A 15,191-nucleotide genomic window follows, 5' to 3' on the forward strand; every position below is an offset into this window, starting at 1 on the left:
CATCACAAATACGCATGAGCCATTCATGCAGTTCGACCGATAATAAAAATGAGGGTCCTGATAGTGACTGACTTCAACGGGCGCCGCGCCCCCTACCCCATCCTGCTGTTGGCCATGGCCTGCGCTGCAACACCCGCCGCAGCCTCAACCTTCCAACTCGGTGACATCGACGGCCAGCTGACCTCATCGCTGAGCCTGGGCATGAGCATTTCCACCGAAGACCCGGACGAAGACCTGATGCGCAGCGCCAGCGGCGACGATGGCCGACGCAACTACCGTTCCGGTGACATCTACTCCAAGCTGTTCAAGGGCACCCACGACCTGGAATTGCGCTACGGCGACAGCGGCGTGTTCGTGCGCGGCAACTACTGGTACGACTACGCGGTACGCGACGAAGGCCAGCGCTATATCGACATTGAGGACGCCGGCCGCAAGACCTCGATGAAGTCCGCCGGTATTGAGCTGCTCGACGCCTTCGTCTATCACAACTACGACCTCGCCGGTCAGCCCGGCACCATCCGCCTGGGCAAGCAGGTGGTCAACTGGGGTGAAAGCACCTTCATCCAGGGCGGCATCAACGTCGTCAACCCGTTCAACCTGAGCGCCCTGCGCCGCCCCGGATCGGAAATCAAGGAAGGTCTGGTGCCGGTCAACATGCTCTACAGCATCCAGAACCTGACCGACAACCTGTCCGTTGAGGGCTTCTACCAGCTCGACTGGGAGCAAACCCAGCTCGACAACTGCGGCACCTTCATGAGCGGCAACGACTCGATCCCCGAGGCCTGCGACGGTCGCTTTGTCGGCCCTGACCTGTCTGCCAATGCCGGCGCCATCGCTGTGCTCTCGCCCTACGGCGTGAACCTCACGCCCGCGGGCATCCAGGTCAAACGCAGCGGCGACAATGACGCCCGTAACGGCGGCCAGTTCGGTCTGGCCATGCGCTGGTTCTTTGAGCCGCTGGACACCGAATTCGGCGCCTACCTCGCCAACTACCACAGCCGCATGCCCTACAGCAGCCTGATCAACAGCCCGTACGCCAACGGCGGCAACCCGGCCGGTGTGCCCGGCGCGCTGACCGGCGCCCTGCGTCTGGGCACCTCAAGCTTTTATGTCGACTACCCGGAAGACATCCGCCTGTACGGCCTGACCTTTGCGACCAACCTGCGCACTGGCACCGCGTTGCAGGGCGAGATCAGCTACCGCCCGAACATGCCGCTGCAGTTCAACGGCACCGACATGACCAACGCCGCACTGAACAACCCGGACCGTTCGCCGCTGGTCAGCAGTGGCGCCGTCGCTACCGGCAACAGTGCACGTAGCAATGGTTACCGCCGCAAGGAAGTGACCCAGGTACAGATGACCGCCACTCACTCGTTCAGCCAGGTCATGGGGGCTGACCAGTTCTTCCTGGTCGGCGAAGCGGGCGCCACCTTCATCGGTGGCCTGGAAGGCCGTTTCGGCCCCCGCTACGGCCGCAACAGCACCTTTGGTCAGGGTGAACTGGCCGACAACAGCATTTGCCTGGCCGGCTCCGAGACCCCCAAGCACTGCAATGACGAAGGCTTTGCCACCGACTTCTCCTGGGGCTACCGCGTACGCGCCATCTGGAGCTACGCCGATGCATTCGCGGGCATGGACCTGAAACCGAGCGTTTCCTGGGCGCATGACGTCGAAGGCTACAGCCCGACCGAAACCTCTGGCTTCTCCGAAGGATCGACCGCCATCAGCCTTGGCCTGGGCGCGGAGTTCAACCGTACCTACAGCGCCAACCTCTCCTACACCAATTACTTCGACGGTGACTACGGCACCAAGGGCGACCGCGATTTTGTAGCCCTTAGCGTCGGCGTAACCTTCTGATGCGGAGCAAACCGATGAACCACTACACCCGTGCATTTTCTCTGAGCCTGTTGAGCACCGCCCTGCTCGCCACTGCCGCCCATGCTGCCGTCTCGGCGGAAGAAGCAGCGCGCCTCGGCCAGGACCTGACTGCGATTGGTGCCGAACGTACCGGCAACGCCGATGGCAGCATTCCAGCCTGGACCGGCGGCCTGCCGCAAGACGCAGGTACTATCCTGCCCAATGGCACACCGAGCGACCCGTTTGCCAGCGAGCAGCCCCTGTACACCATCAACGCCAGCAACTACGAGCAGCATCGTGAGCTGTTGACCGACGGTCAGGTCGCGCTGCTCAAGCGCTACCCCGAAACCTATGTACTGCCGGTCTACGAGACCCGCCGCAGCGTCGGTTTCGCCGACGACATAGCAGCCGAGGCGCTACGCAACGCGACCGAAGCCAGCCTGATCAACGACGGCAACGGCCTGGCCGGCTTCCGCGGCAGCGTCGCCTTCCCGATCCCGCAGAACGGCCTGGAAACAATCTGGAATCACATCACCCGCTTTAACACCGGCAGCAACATATCCACCACCGACACCGCCGCGCCGCAGCCCAACGGCGACTACGTGATCACCACCACCGAGCAGTACTACACGCCGGTTGATCAAACCACCGACTACGAGCCGGCTGACTCCGACGATGTGCTGTTTTACTACAGCCACAAGATCACTGCACCGGCCCGTCAGGTAGGTGAAGTGGTGCTGGTCCACGAGACCGTTGACCAGATCGCCAACCCGCGCCGCACCTGGCTTTACACCGCCGGCCAGCGTCGCGTGCGCCGCGCGCCGAGCATCAACTATGACGCGACCGGCGCAACCACCGCGGGCCTGCGTACTGCCGACAGTCGCGACATGTACAACGGCGCGCCGGACCGCTACGAGTGGACGTTGGTAGGCAAGAAAGAGCTGCTGATCCCCTACAACAGCTACCGCCTGGCCTCACCGGACCTGACCTACAAGGAGATGATCCAGCCGGGCCATCTAGCGATGAACCACACCCGCTACGAGCGTCACCGCGTATGGGAAGTGGTTGCCGAGCTGAAGGACGGCCAGCGTCACGTTTACAAGACCCGCCGCTTCTATATCGACGAGGACAGCTGGTCGATTGCCGAAGTTGACCACTACGACACCCGCGACCAGCTCTGGCGGGTGGGCGAGCGCCACAGCTTCTACCACTACGCACAGCAGGCGCCGCTGAGTGCCGCCGACGTGTTCCACGACCTGCAGAACGGCCGCTACATCGCCCTCAGCATGGCCAACGAACAGCGCGACGGCTACCGCTTCAACTACCGCGCCAGCACCTCGGACTACTCCCCGGGTGCCCTGCGCAGCAGCGGCGTACGCTAAGCCCTGTGCCCGGTCGTACCTGCGACCGGGCTTTTTGCCGAGAAGCATCCCGCATGAACACACGCCACGCCCTGCGCTCCCTGCGCGAACGCACCCACACCCGCCTGCTGGGCGGCGATGAACCCGACCCGCGCTTTACCCTCGCCAACGAGCGAACCTACCTCGCCTGGATACGCACCTCGCTGGCCCTGCTCGGTGGCGCCATTGCCGTCGAGGCCTTTACCCAACAAACCTTCAGCCCGGAAGCGCGACGCCTGATGGTCGACTGCCTGCTGATTCTTGCCGGCCTGCTCAGTCTGGGTTCTGCCCTGCGCTGGCTCAACGTCGAACGCGCTCTGCGCCACCGCCGCCCGCTGCCGCTGGCACGCATCATTCCGTTGCTGTCACTGGGTTGCGCCGGCACTGCCCTGCTGCTGACCTGGTATCTCTGAGCAGTGAGCTTTATCCCCCCGGACCACGGCCTGCAGGCCGAACGCACCCAGCTGGCCTGGGCACGCACGCAGTTGTCGCTGCTACTGGTGGGCTGTCTTGCGCTGCGCTGGCTGCATGTGGAAAGCGGCCAACGGCTGGAAGTGGCGCTGATCATGGTCTGTCTGGCCACCGCCCTCTGGAGCAGCCAGCAGCACCGCTACCGCCGCGGACTACGCATGCTCCGCCACGAACGCAGCCGCCCTGCACTGATACCGGTGCTGATTACCAGTGGCGCACTGACCGCCGTGTCGCTGCTCGCCCTGCTGCGCTAAAACCCGGCAGACCATTCCCCTTAAAAACGCACACCTCAACCAGACGCCGTTCCCGCGAAGACAGGAATCCAGTCATACGCCCGCGCCCACCATGGATCCTCGCTTGCGCGAGGATGACGAAGTAATGAGGCGTGCCGTTCGCGTCAGGGCCCTTCCATATCACAACCACGCCTGATAAAACGCCAACTCCTCCTCCAGCACCTGCGCCAGATGCGCAGCCTGGCGGAAGCCATGGCGTTCGTCGGCGAAGGTGACGCAGTGTACGGGCACGCCGTTGTCGTCCAGCGCGGCGACCATCTGTTCGGTCTGGCTGGGCAGTACGACGGCGTCGCGCAACCCCTGAAAGAAGATCACCGGGGTGCGGATGCGGTCGGCCTGGGCGAGCGGTGAGCGTTCAACGTAGCGGTCGGGCTGGGTGTCGGGGTCGCCGATCAGCCAGTCGATGTAGTCGGCTTCAAACTTGTGGGTCACCGCGCGCAGCTGTAGCGGGTCGCTCACGCCATACAGGCTGGCCGCAGCGCGGAAGCGCCCCGCCCCGGCCACCAGCGAGCACAGGGTGGTGTAGCCGCCGGCGCTGGAGCCACGAATGAACACCTGCGCCGGGTTGATGCGGCCCTGCTGACTCAGATAGTCGACCGCCGCCAGCACATCCTCCACGTCGGTCACCCCCCAGTTGCCCTGCAGGCGCTGACGGTAGGCGCGGCCAAATCCGGTGCTGCCACGGTAGTTGAGATCGGCAACGGCAAAGCCGCGCTGGGTCCAGAACTGGATGCGGTTATCCAGCACCGGGTAGCACGCCGAGGTCGGCCCGCCGTGGGTAAAGATCAGCAGCGGTGGCGGCTGATCCAGCTTGTGGACGTGGTTGCGCGGCGGGTAGAAAAAGCCGTGGGCGCTCTCGTCGCCCGCGCTCAGATACAGCAGTCGTTCGGGGCGCGACAGGTCAGCGGCGTCCAGCGTGCTGTCTTCGCCCAGCAGGCGGGTCAGTTCACCGGTGGCCAGTTCAATGCGCAGAATCGCGGCGGTGCAGCTGGGCGACGCGCCAATGCAGTACAGCGCCTTGCCGTCGCTGCACAGGTGCCGAAAGCGACTGTAGGCGTGCGCCAGCCGCCGCTCTTCGGCGCTGACCGAGTGGCGGATAGCCAGATGGCCGTAACCCGCCTCGCTCCAGCTCAGGGCCATCCAGCCGTCCTCCAGCGGCAGCCAGGTGTTGCTGCCCTGTTGCCAGGGCGCGGGCGCGTGATCGGCGGCAATCGCCGGCAGCTTGCGCGGCCGGCTCTCGGCAAACAGCCACGGCACCCAGTAGCCACTACGATCAGACAGACAAGCCAGCTGACCGGCGCGATCAAAGCGCGGTTGCTGCAAGGCTTCATTCTCGCCCCCCACTGACTGCACCTCAGCCACGCTGCCGTCGCCAGCCAGCGTTGCTCGCATCAGACGGGTGCGCGTCCAGCTCAGATCGGGCCTATCCCACTCGATCCAGGCCAGCTGGGTGCCGCAGTCGCTGAGCTGCGGGCTGTGGTAGAAATCCGCGCCGCTGGCAAGCAACTGCCGCGAGCCGTCCAGCCCGATGGCGACCAGCCGGTGCTCCACCCGCCCCGGCAGATGCGCCTCCTCCACCACCAGTACGCGGTGGCGGGCAAGGTCAGCGCAGAGTCCGCCGTAGCGGCATTCAGGGTGATTGGTCAGCGGTTCAAGGCGCTGCCCTTCCAGGCATTGCAGATACAGCTGCTGGTCGGCTTCGTTGACGAACACCAGCAGGCAGTCAGGCGGGTGCTCGCCGGGCAGCACACAAAAGCTGCCGCCGCCGTATTCATACACGCGGCTGCGCACGGAATGGCCTTGGGGGGTAATGGTGCGGGTGACGCCGTCCTGCCAACGCTGCAGCACGCTGTCGCCCTGCTCGGGGCGGAAGGTCAGCCACCAGAGTGCGCCGTGGGCGCAGCACAGGTCGCTGTAGTCAGCGCTGGCGGCCACCGCCTGCGCTGCGCTGAAGTCGCTCGGCCAGCGACCGGGCAGGGTTACATCAGACCTTGCAGATGATCCTCGAGGTACGTTCATTACGGAAGGTCAACTCCTCTATCCCCGGCTGGGGCTGCTCTGCTTCAGCGCGCGCCTGCAATATCTTGTGATGGTGGGGCGACTTGCTGCACACCGGGTCTGCCTGGGTGGCATCGCCGGTCAGCAGGTACGCCTGACAACGGCAGCCGCCAAAATCCTTCTCCCTCTCGTCGCAGGACCGGCACGGCTCGCTCATCCAATCATAGCCGCGAAAACGGTTGAAGCCGAACGAGTCATACCAGATGTGCGACAGGCTGTGCTCGGTCACGCTGGGGAAGCTGACCGGCAGCTGCCGTGCGCTGTGGCACGGCAGCGCGGTGCCGTCTGGCGTGATAGTCAGGAAGATATTGCCCCAGCCGTTCATGCAGCCCTTGGGGCGCTCTTCATAGTAGTCGGGGGTGACCAGAATCAGCTTGCAGGGGTTGCCCTGCTCGACCAGCCTCTCGCGCCATTGATTGGTGACCAGCTCGGCGTGGTCCAGTTGCGCCTTGGTCGGCAGCAGCCCGGCGCGGTTCAGGTGCGCCCAGCCGTAGTACTGACAGGTCGCCAGCTCGACAAAATCGGCCTCCAGCGCCACGCACAGCTCGATGATGCGGTCGATCTGGTCGATGTTGTGCCGATGGGTCACGAAGTTAAGCACCATCGGGTAACCCGCCGCCTTGACCGCCCGCGCCATCGCCAGCTTCTGCTCGAACGCCTTGCGCGAGCCGGCCAGCATGTTGTTGATCTCGGCATCGGAAGCCTGAAAACTGATCTGGATGTGATCCAGCCCCGCCTCGCGGAAGGCCTCGATCTTGGCCTCGGTCAGCCCCATGCCGGAGGTGATCAGGTTGGTGTAAAAACCCAGCTCGCGCGCCGCGCCGATCAGCTCGGGCAGGTCTTCGCGCACCAACGGCTCGCCGCCGGAAAAGCCCAGCTGCGCCGCGCCCAGCGCCCGCGCCTGGGTGAATACGTCGATCCACTGGGCGGTGCTCAACTCACCCTTGTGGTTGGCAAACTCCAGCGGATTCGAGCAGTACGGGCACTGCAGCGGGCAGCGGTAGGTCAGCTCGGCCAGCAGCCACAGCGGTGGCCCTTGTTCAGCGGATGTGGAGCCAGTGTTGAGCATGGGCCACCTCGATAAAGGCCAGAACGTCTTCGTCCAGTCCCGGCACATTGGGAAACTTGTCTGTCAGCGTGTCGATGATGTCAGCCACTGGCCGCTTGCCATCCACCAGCAACAGCACTTCGGCGGCACTCTCGTTCAGCTTGACCATACCCTCAGGGTAGAGCAGCACGTGGCTGTTCTGCACCGGTTCCCATTGCAGACGAAAGCCGGGGCGCAGCACCGGCGTGTTATCACGCACCACCGGATTCATAGCGCGATCCCCCGGTGCCAGGCCTTGTCGGCGGTGACCGTGTGATACGGCGGGCGCTCCAGCTCGTAGGCCATGGTCATGGCATCGAGCATGCTCCAGAGCACGTCCAGCTTGAACTGCAGAATCTCCAGCATGCGCTGTTGCGCCTCCCAGGTGGTGTAGTGATGCAGGGTAATGCGCAGGCCGTGCTCGACGTCGCGGCGGGCCTCTTTCAGACGCTTGCGGAAATAGTCGTACCCGGTCGGATCAATCCACGGGTAATGCTGCGGCCAGCTGTCCAGCCGCGACTGGTGAATGTGCGGGGCAAACAGCTCGGTCAGCGACGAACTGGCCGCCTCCTGCCAGCTGGCCCGGCGGGCGAAGTTGACATAGGCATCCACCGCAAAGCGCACGCCCGGCAGCACCAGCTCCTGGGACAGCAGCACCTCGCGGTCCAGCCCCACGGCCTCGCCCAGACGCAGCCAGGCCTCGATACCGCCCTCGCTGCCCGGCTCGCCATCGTGGTCGATGATGCGCTGAATCCACTCGCGGCGGGTGTCGCGGTCCGGGCAGTTAGCCAGAATCGCCGCGTCCTTCACCGGAATGCAGACCTGATAGTAGAAACGGTTCGCCACCCAACCCTGAATCTGCTCGCGGGTTGCGCTGCCGTCGTACATGGCAACGTGGAACGGGTGATGAATGTGGTAGTAGCGGCCCTTGTCGCGCAGGGCCTGCTCGAATTCGGAAATACTCATCGGCTCGCGCTGCATGGCGGCCTCCTTACAGAACGATCTGCATACCGTCATGGGCGACCTCGATGCCATGCGCCACCAGTTCGGCGCGCTCGGCAGAGTCCTCGTCCAGGATCGGATTGGTGTTGTTGATATGAATGAGCACCTTGCGGCTGGCCGGCTGCGCATCCAGCAGCTCGATCATCCCGCCCGGCCCACTCTGCTGCAGGTGGCCCATCTCGCTGCCGAGCTTGTCGCCCACGCCAGCAAAGGCCATCTCGTCATCGCGCCAAAGGGTGCCGTCCACCAGCAGGCAATCGGCATCACGCATGGTCGCCAGCAGCCCGTCATCCGGCTGGCCCAAACCCGGTGCGTAAAACAGCACCCCGCCGGTATTGGTGTCGCGCACCAGCAGGCCGATGTTGTCGCCGGGGTGCGGGTCATTGCGGTGCGGCGAATACGGCGGCGCCGCGCTGCGCAGTGGAATCGGCAAAAACTCCAGCGCCGGGCAGGCCGGAATACGGAACGGCTCGCCCAGCCCGATCCGACGGCGCTGCAAACCACCGTTCCAATGGCTCAACATCGGGAACAGCGGGAAGCCGGTCTGCAGGTCCTCGTGGACCATATCGGTACACCAGACCTCGTGCGGGCAACCCTCACGCAGGGTCAGCAGCCCAGTCACGTGATCGATCTGGCTGTCCATCAACACAATCGCCCGGATCGCCGTATCACGCACCGCCCGCGCCGGTTGCAGCACAGGCGTCTGCTCCAGCTGGGTGCGAATGTCGGGGGAAGCGTTGCAGAGAATCCAGTTCACCCCGTCATCCGACAAGGCAATGGAAGATTGGGTACGCGCTTTCGCGTTGAGCGTGCCACGGCGCAGGCCGTCGCAGTTGCGGCAGTTACAGTTCCACTGCGGAAAACCACCGCCAGCAGCCGAACCAAGTATCTGTACATGCATGGGATCTGTCCTCGGCCAGCGTGCCTAAACGCCCCGGAAACCGGGGCGCCCGGTACTCAGCGGTTGGCAAAGTACATGGTGACTTCAAAGCCAATGCGCAGGTCGGTGTAGCTGGGTTTAGTCCACATGGGTCGATCCTCTTGTTATTGCGTGGGTTTACAGCGTCGGCAGGAACCGACGGACCCAGTTAAACACCAGGATCGGGGGGGTACGAATGATACTTTGGGAGTAGATTTGGTCGTGATTTGGTTGGTGTGGGGGTGGTTGCTTTGCGCTGCATCACGGCTATCTTGGTTCCAAAGCACCGCACAGGTAAACCCAATGAAAACAGTTAGCCTCCGCACGTTTGAAGACAACCTCGACAAGCATGCACAGCAAGCGTTAGCCAAGCACCTCCCACTCAAGGTAAGCAACCCCGACGGTGACGACTTTGTGGTCGTCAGCGCCGCCGAGTGGTCGCAGCAGCAAGAGACGTTGCATGTGCTGCAAAGCATGGACCTGATGCAGCAGATTGCGACATCGCTTGAGACTCATCAGCAAAGCCAGGGTTAGGCCCGTCTGAAAAGCAGATGAATGAGATCACGCGCGTTGAAGGCGATACTTGAGGTGTGCTAATACGGTATTCACCTGACAGTTGACCACTGTCAGGGGTGGTGGTCATACGGCCTCGAACCGGATTATGAAACGGGTACCCCTACCTGTCCGTAACCTGGAGAAGCACGCATGACCACCAAATCAGGTTTTTTTCTACAGCCTCAACGCCCCGATCAGGCGGCGCCTGCAACGGAGCTTTTTACGTGTTAATTTCGAGCGCAGCGAGCACACGCAAAAAACGTAGTGTAAGGCGCTCGCACTGCACCGGTTTTTTATAAGCGCCATCTAGCGCGATAGTAAATATTTAATGCCAAACCCCGCCACCAAAAGAATGATGCCAAGACCGAGCATATACCTTGGACCATAATCAGGCTTTTCACTCGGAACGACCTTATAAAACTGCCCACTCGGCTGGTCAGAACCGAAGCCAACCGGAAGAAAGTCTGTCAGTTGCGGAAGGCCAGTAATATATGCAAGCAACGTATAGACGACTATCAAGCCGCCCAAAATACTTAAAAAATAACTCACGGCCTCACCAACTTAAAACGCCGCATTCAGGGGCAGCTGACTTTGTGCGCTTAATTGCGTGAAAATGGGAGCGCAGCGACCGCGCAATAAAGTGCGCAAAGTTAACCGCCCCCTGCAACGAGGCTGTAGAAAAACCCATTCCGGGCTCACTCCAGCCATCTCCTTGTTTATCTTTCAACCCAAACTCGTCTGGGCCGTACTGTATTCAAACACGCTGGCGTGATCTGGTATCCGCCAAACAAGCCTTGCAAGGCTTTCTACAGCCACCTCTGAAGCGTCGTCAGCCGCATTGCCCGTAATTCGCCAGCTTCTCCAGATTGTGGACTAGGCAATACAACTGCCATTGACCTTGAACCTTTCTGCGGCCGCGCAAGCTGAAGCGGCTCAACCGCTTGTTGGTGCCGATGTTCCCAAACACCGGCTCCACCACCGACATCCTGTGGCTGTAAATCGCTTTGCCCTCGGGGCTGTCCACTCGGTGCTTCATCCAGTCGGTATAGCTCGGTGGCCGGTTCGCCTCCAATCGAAACGAAACCTGCCTCCCCGCGCCCTTGCGGTGCTCTGCAGACTGCGGGTTGTGCATACAGGCGTTGCGCTTGGGGCAGGTTCGGCATTGCAGCAAGCGTCCTTCAAAATAGGCTACCGGTACACCAGCGTCGTTTGTCCGCACGCCACGGTGGCTGAGTTGTTGGCCAACCGGGCAGCGGCAGGTCATGTGTATAGGATCAAAATCAAAGGCACTGGCCGGGAATGTCGGACTGCGCGTCACGCCTGCGGGCTTCTGGTGGCGCTTGCCGTACTTGTCTTTTTGCAGGGCAAAGCGCGGGTCACGACTACGAAAGCGGTTGTCCGGTATATAGCCGTTGATCTGTCTGGTATGCAGGTATTGCATGTTGGCTTCGTTGGCAAAGCCGGTATCGGCGGTGACTACCACGCCGTGCTGATAGATAGCATCGGCAATCTTCAGTCGGGCATAGCGCTGCTCCAAGGTTTCCAACATGGGTTTGAGGGTATGGTGCTCCTGCCCTTCGCCGAAGGCTTGGGCCTCAATGATGATCTGGTGCTTGCGATCCACCATGGCGACGCCGTTGTAGCCTTGCAGCGTGCCCTTGCTGGTAGTCATCTTGGCGCTGTCGTTATCGGTGATATTGCTCTTCACTTCCTTGCGGCGCTTACCCTGGCCCATCCTTGGACTCTGGGTCTTTAAAAACCGATCTACCTTTTCCATCGCTTGATCCAGCGAGAGGATCATCTTGCCGTGGCGGATGGCTCGCTCCATCTCCACCTCTGTCTCCGCCGCATCATGCTGGCGGTGTTCGTTCAGATGGTGACGGATCAGCTTGCGCAGTTTGCCGCGCTTGGCCTTGAGCTCCTTGAAGGTACCCGACCACTCCTTGGCAGCATTGGAGGACATCTTGCAACCGTCGATAGCAAACAGCTCGTTACCCAACAAACCCTGCTGATGACACACCAGCAACACCTGCTCGAATACCGCTTCGATCGCCGTGGCGTTCTCGCTGACAAAGCTGGCCAGGGTGGTGAAATGCGGAACCGTATCGCAGGACAGCGCCTTGAATAGAATGTTGGTCTCGCAGCACCACTGGATCTGGCGGCTAGAGGTAATGCCCTTGGAATAGGCGAACAGAATAATCTTGAGCAAGATGGCCGGGTCATAGGCTAACCGGCCTGTGGCATCGTTGCTGTAACGGGGATGGAAGACCGAAAGGTCCAGCTTGTGTTCAATCAGATAATGAACGGCGTACTCGAACGTGCCGGGCTGAAGCTGCTCCTGGTAGTTGATCACCACCATGCTGTGCTGGCTGTAGTCGTAGGGCTTGAAGCGCGGCATGCAACACTCCTTGTTGATCTGACGCCAGACTACCAAATCAGGGGTTTTTCTACAGCCTCAACGCCCGGCTAAACGGCGAGCTTTAGCGAGTCCAGTGGAGGCCATGCTTTTTATGGCCGGAACGATGTTTGAGCGGCTTGTTAAATTTTTACGCATAGAACTGTACAGGCCCAAAAAATATAAACAGTAATGAAACACCTAACCCACTTACTAAGCCACCATACGCGCCCGCTAGAGCAGGATTTTTCTTATTAAACGCAATATTGATGAAAAGAACCAAAACAACAAACACCAATAAAATAGCTACCAACCAATCGTACAGTGCAAACCCCACAGCACACGCCGCGAATGACGAAATGATAAAGAAGATCCAGAATTTCTTTCGGTCATTCATAAGTAGCTCTTGAAATTTAACGTGTGAAGCCAAGCACCAGTCGCGCTTGCGCGAGTGTGTGACTTGGCGACTTGTTATTTGCTGATGGCGTTGCACTGACATTTGCCACAGCAAATGGATACGCCAGCAGCTTGCCGAATAGCGAGCGAGGGAGATGAGCAATTGATGGCCTCTTCTCTGCCTTAAGGCCAAGTGGTTGTCCGGTACAGCACTCGGTGCTTCCCGGCAACCACTTGGTCTTAAGGTTTGATGTTAGGCGGAGGTCTGTCAATTTCATTTCCTAGACTTTGTGCTCATATCAGTCGCAGCCAATATGCTGTTTGGATATACAGTATTTTGTGCGGTTTGCACTATGCTGATATGGGGTCTCGCTCGCTATCGCGCAAATAACAGTGATTAGATAGCACGCAGCACTAATACATAATTAGTGCACCCGGTATAACACCGAAAGTAGATATAGATAATTTCCCAATAAAATCATGCAGTTGCCACCCTACTTGGTGCTTTTGACGTATTCGCGCCGCAGCGAAATTTGTGAAGAGCTTCCTACTTTAGCGAAAGGAGAACACACGGCAAGCTGATTTTATGTCAACGCGCAAGCCGTATTGCTTGCACGGACCCCGGGTCCCCGTTTACGCGGGCGAGTAGCGCAGATTTATCGGGATAAAGAGTCGTAGGTTGTCTGAGGAGCGCAGCGACGAGTTTTACGACTCCCCGATAAATCGAGCAACGCAGCGAACCCGAAGGGCCGCGTAGTCGGGGTGGCCTAGGGGGTGCAGGGGGAAATGGCCATGCATTTCCCCCTGCTCGCCGCGAAGGCGAAAGGCAGAGGTGAGCAACGCACAGGTCGTCCAATCTAGCCAGTCACGTTGGTGCAGATGTCACCACGGGCACGGCATGCCGTGCCCCTACCGGAGATTGGGTCAGCAGCGGAGCTATAGAGAACGCCCCCACCAAATCCCAAACAAAAAAAAGGCGTGACCGAAGTCACGCCAAAGTTTCACGAACAGACTTGCAGAACGAGGGGCATGTTCCCTCAGGGGTAGTACTCAGGGCCGACAACTCACCACCAGCCCCTAGCGCCCCGGCAGGTGGAGCAACCTGCGCGGGGTTTGCCTGGGTTGGGCTTAGAAGAAGCCCAGCGGATTGACGTCGTAGCTGATCAGCAGGTTTTTGGTCTGCTGGTAGTGGTCGAGCATCATCTTGTGGGTCTCGCGACCGACACCGGACTTCTTGTAACCACCGAACGCGGCGTGGGCCGGGTACATGTGGTAGCAGTTGGTCCAGACGCGGCCCGCCTGGATGCCACGCCCCATGCGGTAGGCACGGTTGATGTCGCGGGTCCAGAGGCCGGCGCCCAGGCCGAACTCGGTGTCGTTGGCGATGGCCAGGGCTTCGGCTTCGGTCTTGAAGGTGGTGACGCTGACCACCGGGCCGAAGATTTCTTCCTGGAAGATGCGCATCTTGTTGTGGCCTTTGAGCAGGGTCGGCTGGATGTAGTAGCCGTTGCCGAACTCGGCGTTCAGACGCTCTGCGCCGCCACCGATCAGGAACTCGGCACCCTCTTCGCGGGCGATTTCCATGTAGGACAGGATCTTGTCGAACTGCTGTTCGGAAGCCTGTGCGCCGACCTGGGTGTCGGTATCCAGCGGGTTGCCGCGCTTGATGCTGCGGGTACGCTCCAGAACCATGCCGATGAAGTCGTCGTACATGTCTTCCTGGATCAGCGCACGGGACGGACAGGTACACACTTCGCCCTGGTTGAAGAACGCCAGCACCATGCCTTCAACGGCCTTGCTGACGAAGGACTCTTCCGCCTGCATGATGTCGGAGAAGTAGATGTTCGGCGACTTGCCGCCCAGCTCGACGGTAGACGGGATGATGTTTTCCGCAGCGCACTTGAGGATGTGACGGCCAACCGGGGTAGAACCGGTGAACGCCAGCTTGGCGATGCGGGTGCTGGTGGCCAGTGCTTCACCGGCTTCGCGGCCGTAGCCGTTAACCACGTTCAGCACACCCGGCGGCAGCAGGTCGCCAATGACTTCCATCAGCACCAGAATGCTCAGCGGGGTTTGCTCGGCAGGCTTGAGCACGATGCAGTTACCGGCAGCCAGCGCCGGGGCCAGTTTCCAGGCGGCCATCAGCAGCGGGAAGTTCCACGGAATGATCTGACCAACGACGCCCAGCGGCTCGTGGAAGTGGTAGGCGGCGGTGTGCTCGTCCAGCTCGGCAGCGGTGCCTTCCTGCGAGCGCAGGCAGCCAGCGAAGTAGCGGAAGTGGTCGGCGGCCAGCGGGATGTCGGCGTTCAGGGTTTCACGCACGGCTTTGCCGTTGTCCCAGGTTTCGGTGACGGCCAGCAGTTCGAGGTTCTGTTCGATGCGGTCGGCGATTTTCAGCAGGATGTTGCTGCGCGCCTGCACGGAGGTTTTGCCCCAGGCATCCTTGGCAGCGTGGGCAGCGTCCAGCGCCTTGTCGATATCTTCTGCGGTGGAGCGCGGGATTTCGCAGACTGCGTTGCCGGTGACGGGCGTCAGGTTGGTGAAGTACTGGCCTTTGACCGGTGCAACAAACTCGCCATTGATGTAGTTGCCATAGCGAGACTTGAAGGAAACGACTGAGCCTTCGGCTCCAGGTTGTGCATAGATCATTGTTGTTTTCCTCTGAGCGAAGCCTGACCCCGCACGGGTCAAGTCATGGTTCGATCTTAGTAACGGCTCCGGGGTGTCTGGTATGCGCCGTTGGCAGGGTTGATGTCGT

15 protein-coding genes are annotated in these 15,191 nt (G+C 60.9%); 5 read left to right on the top strand and 10 right to left on the bottom strand.

All coding sequences use genetic code 11. From position 1 onward, the window contains the following. The first annotated feature begins 48 nt into the window (after positions 1-48). Genes HV822_RS03445 through HV822_RS03460 form a run of 4 tightly spaced genes read left to right on the top strand, consistent with a single transcriptional unit; the run spans position 49 to position 3,982 of the window. Complete coding sequence (locus HV822_RS03445) at positions 49-1,857, top strand: DUF1302 domain-containing protein (RefSeq protein WP_396265001.1); 1,809 nt, start codon at positions 49-51, stop codon at positions 1,855-1,857. A 14-nt stretch (positions 1,858-1,871) separates the two neighbouring features. Then, positions 1,872-3,239, top strand: coding sequence for a DUF1329 domain-containing protein (locus HV822_RS03450; protein ID WP_238872338.1), 1,368 nt, complete (start codon positions 1,872-1,874; stop codon positions 3,237-3,239). 53 nt (positions 3,240-3,292) lie between these two features. Then, positions 3,293-3,670: a YidH family protein gene (locus HV822_RS03455; RefSeq protein ID WP_238872340.1), complete on the top strand. Its 378-nt coding sequence runs from the start codon at positions 3,293-3,295 to the stop codon at positions 3,668-3,670. Between the two features lie 3 nt (positions 3,671-3,673). Continuing rightward, positions 3,674-3,982, top strand: coding sequence for a DUF202 domain-containing protein (locus tag HV822_RS03460; RefSeq protein ID WP_238872341.1), 309 nt, complete (start codon positions 3,674-3,676; stop codon positions 3,980-3,982). Positions 3,983-4,141: 159 nt separating this feature from the next. Here the strand turns inward: HV822_RS03460 and HV822_RS03465 are convergent, their stop codons facing one another. Genes HV822_RS03465 through pqqA form a run of 6 tightly spaced genes read right to left on the bottom strand, consistent with a single transcriptional unit; the run spans position 4,142 to position 9,197 of the window. Further along, positions 4,142-6,040 (bottom strand): alpha/beta hydrolase family protein, encoded by a 1,899-nt coding sequence (locus HV822_RS03465; protein ID WP_238872342.1) that lies wholly within the window; start codon positions 6,038-6,040, stop codon positions 4,142-4,144. Further along, positions 6,006-7,148, bottom strand: a complete 1,143-nt coding sequence (gene pqqE / locus HV822_RS03470; RefSeq protein WP_238872344.1) for a pyrroloquinoline quinone biosynthesis protein PqqE — start codon at positions 7,146-7,148, stop codon at positions 6,006-6,008. The genes HV822_RS03465 and pqqE overlap by 35 nt, the downstream gene beginning before the upstream one ends. Then, positions 7,120-7,398 carry a pyrroloquinoline quinone biosynthesis peptide chaperone PqqD gene (gene pqqD / locus HV822_RS03475; protein ID WP_096006507.1) on the bottom strand — a complete coding sequence of 93 codons (279 nt, stop codon included), beginning with the start codon at positions 7,396-7,398 and terminating at the stop codon, positions 7,120-7,122. The genes pqqE and pqqD overlap by 29 nt, the downstream gene beginning before the upstream one ends. Beyond that, complete coding sequence (pqqC, locus tag HV822_RS03480) at positions 7,395-8,147, bottom strand: pyrroloquinoline-quinone synthase PqqC (protein WP_238872346.1); 753 nt, start codon at positions 8,145-8,147, stop codon at positions 7,395-7,397. Before pqqC ends, pqqD begins: the two co-directional genes overlap by 4 nt. A 10-nt stretch (positions 8,148-8,157) precedes the next feature. After that, entirely contained in the window at positions 8,158-9,069 is a 912-nt protein-coding gene (gene pqqB / locus HV822_RS03485) for a pyrroloquinoline quinone biosynthesis protein PqqB (RefSeq protein WP_088277984.1), read from the bottom strand. 56 nt (positions 9,070-9,125) lie between these two features. Then, positions 9,126-9,197 carry a pyrroloquinoline quinone precursor peptide PqqA gene (pqqA, locus tag HV822_RS03490; RefSeq protein WP_063607997.1) on the bottom strand — a complete coding sequence of 24 codons (72 nt, stop codon included), beginning with the start codon at positions 9,195-9,197 and terminating at the stop codon, positions 9,126-9,128. Positions 9,198-9,390: 193 nt separating this feature from the next. Between pqqA and HV822_RS03495 the strand changes: the two genes are divergently transcribed. Continuing rightward, the gene (locus tag HV822_RS03495; protein WP_238872348.1) at positions 9,391-9,621 is read left to right on the top strand and encodes a type II toxin-antitoxin system Phd/YefM family antitoxin; all 231 of its coding nucleotides are present in this window, start codon (positions 9,391-9,393) and stop codon (positions 9,619-9,621) included. A 327-nt stretch (positions 9,622-9,948) separates the two neighbouring features. On the opposite strand, the gene HV822_RS03500 is transcribed toward HV822_RS03495, so the two are convergent. From HV822_RS03500 to exaC, 4 genes are all read right to left on the bottom strand, one after another. Beyond that, positions 9,949-10,191 (bottom strand): hypothetical protein, encoded by a 243-nt coding sequence (locus HV822_RS03500; protein WP_238872350.1) that lies wholly within the window; start codon positions 10,189-10,191, stop codon positions 9,949-9,951. A 280-nt stretch (positions 10,192-10,471) separates the two neighbouring features. Next, positions 10,472-12,040, bottom strand: coding sequence for a transposase (locus HV822_RS03505; protein WP_238871869.1), 1,569 nt, complete (start codon positions 12,038-12,040; stop codon positions 10,472-10,474). A 148-nt stretch (positions 12,041-12,188) separates the two neighbouring features. After that, positions 12,189-12,596, bottom strand: a complete 408-nt coding sequence (locus HV822_RS03510) for a hypothetical protein (protein WP_238872352.1) — start codon at positions 12,594-12,596, stop codon at positions 12,189-12,191. Positions 12,597-13,561: 965 nt separating this feature from the next. Further along, positions 13,562-15,082 carry an acetaldehyde dehydrogenase ExaC gene (exaC, locus tag HV822_RS03515; protein WP_238872353.1) on the bottom strand — a complete coding sequence of 507 codons (1,521 nt, stop codon included), beginning with the start codon at positions 15,080-15,082 and terminating at the stop codon, positions 13,562-13,564. Positions 15,083-15,191: the final 109 nt, after the last annotated feature.

This window comes from Halopseudomonas maritima, from assembly GCF_021545785.1.
GTDB lineage: Bacteria > Pseudomonadota > Gammaproteobacteria > Pseudomonadales > Pseudomonadaceae > Halopseudomonas > Halopseudomonas maritima.

Coding starts and splice junctions, on each gene's coding strand:
- pqqC (WP_238872346.1), bottom strand. CDS start 8,147: ATGCAGCGCGAGCCGATGAGTATTTCCGAATTCGAGCAGGCCCTGCGC.
- HV822_RS03465 (WP_238872342.1), bottom strand. CDS start 6,040: ATGAACGTACCTCGAGGATCATCTGCAAGGTCTGATGTAACCCTGCCC.
- HV822_RS03495 (WP_238872348.1), top strand. CDS start 9,391: ATGAAAACAGTTAGCCTCCGCACGTTTGAAGACAACCTCGACAAGCAT.
- exaC (WP_238872353.1), bottom strand. CDS start 15,082: ATGATCTATGCACAACCTGGAGCCGAAGGCTCAGTCGTTTCCTTCAAG.
- HV822_RS03445 (WP_396265001.1), top strand. CDS start 49: ATGAGGGTCCTGATAGTGACTGACTTCAACGGGCGCCGCGCCCCCTAC.
- HV822_RS03505 (WP_238871869.1), bottom strand. CDS start 12,040: ATGCCGCGCTTCAAGCCCTACGACTACAGCCAGCACAGCATGGTGGTG.
- HV822_RS03455 (WP_238872340.1), top strand. CDS start 3,293: ATGAACACACGCCACGCCCTGCGCTCCCTGCGCGAACGCACCCACACC.
- pqqE (WP_238872344.1), bottom strand. CDS start 7,148: ATGCTCAACACTGGCTCCACATCCGCTGAACAAGGGCCACCGCTGTGG.
- HV822_RS03450 (WP_238872338.1), top strand. CDS start 1,872: ATGAACCACTACACCCGTGCATTTTCTCTGAGCCTGTTGAGCACCGCC.
- pqqD (WP_096006507.1), bottom strand. CDS start 7,398: ATGAATCCGGTGGTGCGTGATAACACGCCGGTGCTGCGCCCCGGCTTT.
- pqqB (WP_088277984.1), bottom strand. CDS start 9,069: ATGCATGTACAGATACTTGGTTCGGCTGCTGGCGGTGGTTTTCCGCAG.